The organism is Caldicoprobacter faecalis, from assembly GCF_900115765.1.
GTDB lineage: Bacteria > Bacillota > Clostridia > Caldicoprobacterales > Caldicoprobacteraceae > Caldicoprobacter > Caldicoprobacter oshimai.
In genome coordinates this window covers 1-4073 of sequence record NZ_FOXR01000065.1, presented here as the reverse complement: position 1 = coordinate 4073, position 4073 = coordinate 1, and the positions used below count along the sequence as shown (strand labels likewise).

Below are 4073 nucleotides of genomic sequence, written 5' to 3'. Positions count from 1 at the left end.
GCTCTTTAAGCCTGGTAGTAGGGCTATTGGCTTGCCCCACAGGTGTGAGGTACACACCACACCTGTGTTGCCCTATTGAGTGGAATATCCACCCAGTAGGGAAGACGGCCTGAAATTCGGAGCTGTCAAGAATCCTCGCCCCTTCCAGGGCGGGGAGAAGTCAAAGGTGATTTGGTGGATAGCAGGTATTATGATGTCGAGCCAGGGTTGGAATTGATGAAACAGAGCGTGAAAATTGCTCCAACGTATTTCGTGACTGGCAACCATGAATGGTGGTCAGGTGAGTTTAATGCTCTGGAAAAAGCGTTAAACGAAAACGGTATCCATGTTTTGCGAAATACATATGCCAGAATAACGAAGGGTGGAGATGAGATCTATATTATAGGGATAGATGACCCTGCATCACAGGCAATATATGGAGAAGCAATGACGACCGAGAAAAAAATTATACAGGCATTAAAAAGAATTAAAAAATTTGATGCGTTTAAAATTCTCTTAGCCCATAGGCCTGAGCTGTTTCCTTTATACAGCAGCTATGGATTTGATTTGGTTCTATCCGGACATGCTCACGGCGGGCAGGTGAGGCTTCCCTTTATAGGAGGATTGGTTGCCCCCAATCAAGGGTTGTTTCCAGAATATACATCTGGAGAATATAAAAGAGGAAACAGCACTATGATTGTCAGCCGGGGACTTGGAAATAGTATTATTCCCCAAAGGCTTTTCAACCGTCCGGAAGTTATTGTTTTGACGCTATTGAGGAAGAAATGATCCAAATACTGCAAGTATCTACTCTTATTTGGTCAAAATATTTATAAAGAAGCAGCGGGAAGCTAAATCGTATATGGCGGCTTAGAGCTTTGCAAGGTTGGAAGTGTTATCTAAAATGAGCACTTGACAAAAGCTGTAATGTATCTATATAATAAGAGTCGATTGTAAATGGGGTGATAAAATTGGTTATCGACGTATCGGATATTCTGAAGGAAAAAGGCTCCTCAAAAGAATTTAGCGGGAGCCAACCCCTGGAAGATATCATATATCAGGGAGAAAGGATAGGCTTGTTGGGGCCGGTTAGCGTATCAGGCCACATAACGAATACCGGCAAGTTGCTGGTGCTCGATGCCGACGCCGTGGCTAAGTTGTCGCTGCAGTGTGCCAGGTGCACCAAACGCTACGACAAAGAATTGGAGTTTAGTTTTACTGCCAGGTTGAGCAAGGTGGGTGACCCAGAGGACCCGGATATTTTTCTTTATGAGGGCGAGGTAGTGGACTTGAAGGATATAATCCTTGAATTCTTGCTGCTTGAATTGCCCATGCGCAGGCAATGCAGTGAGGAATGCAAGGGATTATGTCCATATTGTGGTCGTGATTTAAATATAGAGCAGTGTCAGTGTGAAGAGAATGTAGAGCATCAAGAAGAACGCGTGGTAGATCCGCGCCTTCTGGCTCTGAAAAAAGCACTATTTGCCAATGGTGAGGAGGTGTAAGGATGGCTGTACCTAAGAGAAAGACCTCGAGAGCAAGAAGGGACAAGAGGAGGGCTCACTGGAAAGTTACATTGCCCAGCATTGTGACGTGTCCACAGTGCGGAGAAGCTAAGCTCTCGCATAGGGCCTGCAGGCATTGTGGGTATTACAAGCGCAGACAGGTTATTGATGTCGAAGAAGGATCTGCCCAGCAGTAAGGGCAGTTCTTCTGTTTTTGGCGCTAAAAATTGCTTACTTAGAAACGCCTTCTATTATTTGTTGCCAATATTTCTGGTGTTGTTTGGTTCTAGTGATGTTTTTTGTTTGGGAGTAATATTTTTCTGCTCCTAGTTGTAATATTTCCTTTGGACAGCTGTTGTTCTTTGGTACTGATGCCATCTAAGCAGCTGCTGTTTTTCTAGCATAGTATAGCCATTGTATGCTATAATATCCTCAGGTGTTAAAAAATAGACTAAGATGGAGGGGTATATAGGTGGAGACCTTGAGAAACAGAAACGAGATCGATGAGAAGTATAAATGGAGGCTGGAGGACATATATGAGAACGAGGAGCTGTGGGAGGAAGATTATAAGAGCACAAAGCAGCTGCTTGAGGAGATTGCCGGTTTTAAAGGCAAGATAAATACCGCTGAGAATCTGCTTAAAGTGCTGAAGTTGAACGACCAGATAGGCATGAAAATTGAAAAGATATTTGCATATGCCCGGATGCGAAGGGATGAGGATAACACCAATCCCAGGTATCAGGCTTTGACCGACAGGGCAATGCAGCTTAGCATCGAAGCTTCCAGTGCCACATCCTTTATAGCACCCGAGATTTTGTCCATAGATGAGGGCAAACTGAGGGCTATGATTGAAAAGCTGGAGGAGCTAAAGGTTTATCGGCAGTACTTGGATAACCTGCTGAGATATAAGTCCCATGTCCTTTCACCGGAAGAGGAAAGGATACTGGCCGAGACCCAAACGATGGCCCAATCAATTTCCAACATATACACCATGTTAAACAACGCCGATTTGAGGTTCCCATCTATCAAGGATGAGCAGGGCAATGAGGTGGAGCTCACCCACGGCAACTTCATAAGCTTTATGCAGAGCGGCAACAGGGATGTGAGAAGATCAGCATTCAACGCCATGTACGATACTTACAAAAAATACATAAACACTTTTGCCGCCACCATGGCAGGCAACGTCAAAAAGGATGTCTTTTATGCCAGCATCAGGAAATACAATTCGTCGCTGGAGGCTTCCCTGTTTGACGACAACGTGGATGTCAGCGTGTATGATAACCTCATAGACACGGTGCACAAGAGGCTGGAAGCGCTGCACAGGTATGTCGGCATAAAGAAGCGGCTTTTGGGGCTGGACGAGATGCACATGTACGACCTCTATGTTCCACTGATACAGGAGTATGACAGGAGGTTTACTTACGAGGAAGCGGTGGACCTGGTGCTGGAAGGTTTAAAACCATTGGGGGATGAGTACATAAGCCTGCTCAAAGAGGGCTTCTCTTCTCGCTGGATTGATGTTTACGAAAACAGAGGAAAGACGTCGGGGGCTTATTCGTGGGGAGCATATGGAGTACATCCTTATGTGCTACTGAATTTCCAGGGCAATCTCAATGACGTATTCACCATTGCCCACGAGATGGGGCACGCCCTTCACACTTACTATTCAAATTCGGTACAGCCTTATGTGTACGCGGATTATAGGATTATCCTGGCCGAGGTTGCTTCCACCTGCAATGAGGCCATACTCATAGACTATCTTTTGAAGAATACCAGCGATGAGAAGGAGAAGCTATACCTGTTGAATCACTTCCTTGAAGAATTCAGGACCACTGTGTTCAGACAGGTGATGTTTGCCGAATTCGAAAAGATAATCCATGAGATGGCCGAAAGAGGGGAAGCACTTACGGCTGAGGCGCTCAGCAAAAAGTATTATGAGCTGAATAAGCTGTATTACGGCGATGAAATCGTGGTGGATGAGGGCATAAGTTACGAATGGGCCAGGATTCCTCATTTCTACAGGAACTTTTACGTATATAAGTACGCGACCGGTTTTTCGGCCGCGATAGCCATTTCGCAGATGATAATGAATGAAGGCGAGGCGGCCGTAGAGAGGTACAAGGAGTTCCTAAAGAGCGGAAGTTCTGATTATCCTCTGAACATCTTGAAAAAAGCCGGTGTGGACCTCACGGTTCCAAAGCCTATTGACGACGCGCTGGATGTATTTGAAAAGCTGCTTGACGAGTTTGAAAAATGAGGTAAGGAATCGATAAGTTGAAAAAGGGTGATAACTAACTTGGTAGTAATAGTCTGAATGAATTGGGGGTATGCTGAGCAATACGTACGGTGGTGTTAGTGATGATATTATTGGGTCCACCGCTGAGGCTTGTCCGTATTGACCTGATGGTAGGCATCATTGTCAGTCAGGGATCTCTTACTATAAACGTTATAAACAGTATCAACACTTACATTATATTTACGATTTGTGCGTCAGTTTAGAAAATGGGGGGAGTGCGAGGGGGCAGTAATCCCCCTCAATTTATTGAGGGGATACACGGACTCCCTCGCCCTGTTGTTTACATCATCTTA

4 protein-coding genes are annotated in these 4073 nt (G+C 45.1%); all 4 read left to right on the top strand.

What is annotated here, in order from left to right; translation table 11 throughout:
• Window positions 1-174: 174 nt before the first annotated feature.
• Window positions 175-768 (top strand): metallophosphoesterase, encoded by a 594-nt coding sequence (locus tag BM241_RS11900; RefSeq protein WP_278292904.1) that lies wholly within the window; start codon window positions 175-177, stop codon window positions 766-768.
• A gap of 173 nt (window positions 769-941) precedes the next feature.
• Window positions 942-1484, top strand: coding sequence for a YceD family protein (locus BM241_RS11895; RefSeq protein ID WP_051456280.1), 543 nt, complete (start codon window positions 942-944; stop codon window positions 1482-1484).
• Between the two features lie 2 nt (window positions 1485-1486).
• Complete coding sequence (rpmF, locus tag BM241_RS11890; protein WP_025746429.1) at window positions 1487-1681, top strand: 50S ribosomal protein L32; 195 nt, start codon at window positions 1487-1489, stop codon at window positions 1679-1681.
• 275 nt (window positions 1682-1956) lie between these two features.
• Window positions 1957-3741, top strand: coding sequence for an oligoendopeptidase F (pepF, locus tag BM241_RS11885; RefSeq protein ID WP_092282885.1), 1785 nt, complete (start codon window positions 1957-1959; stop codon window positions 3739-3741).
• Window positions 3742-4073 lie beyond the last annotated feature (332 nt).

Excerpts from the sequence above, each read along its gene's own strand:
- rpmF (WP_025746429.1), top strand. The coding sequence starts at position 1,487 with ATGGCTGTACCTAAGAGAAAGACCTCGAGAGCAAGAAGGGACAAGAGG.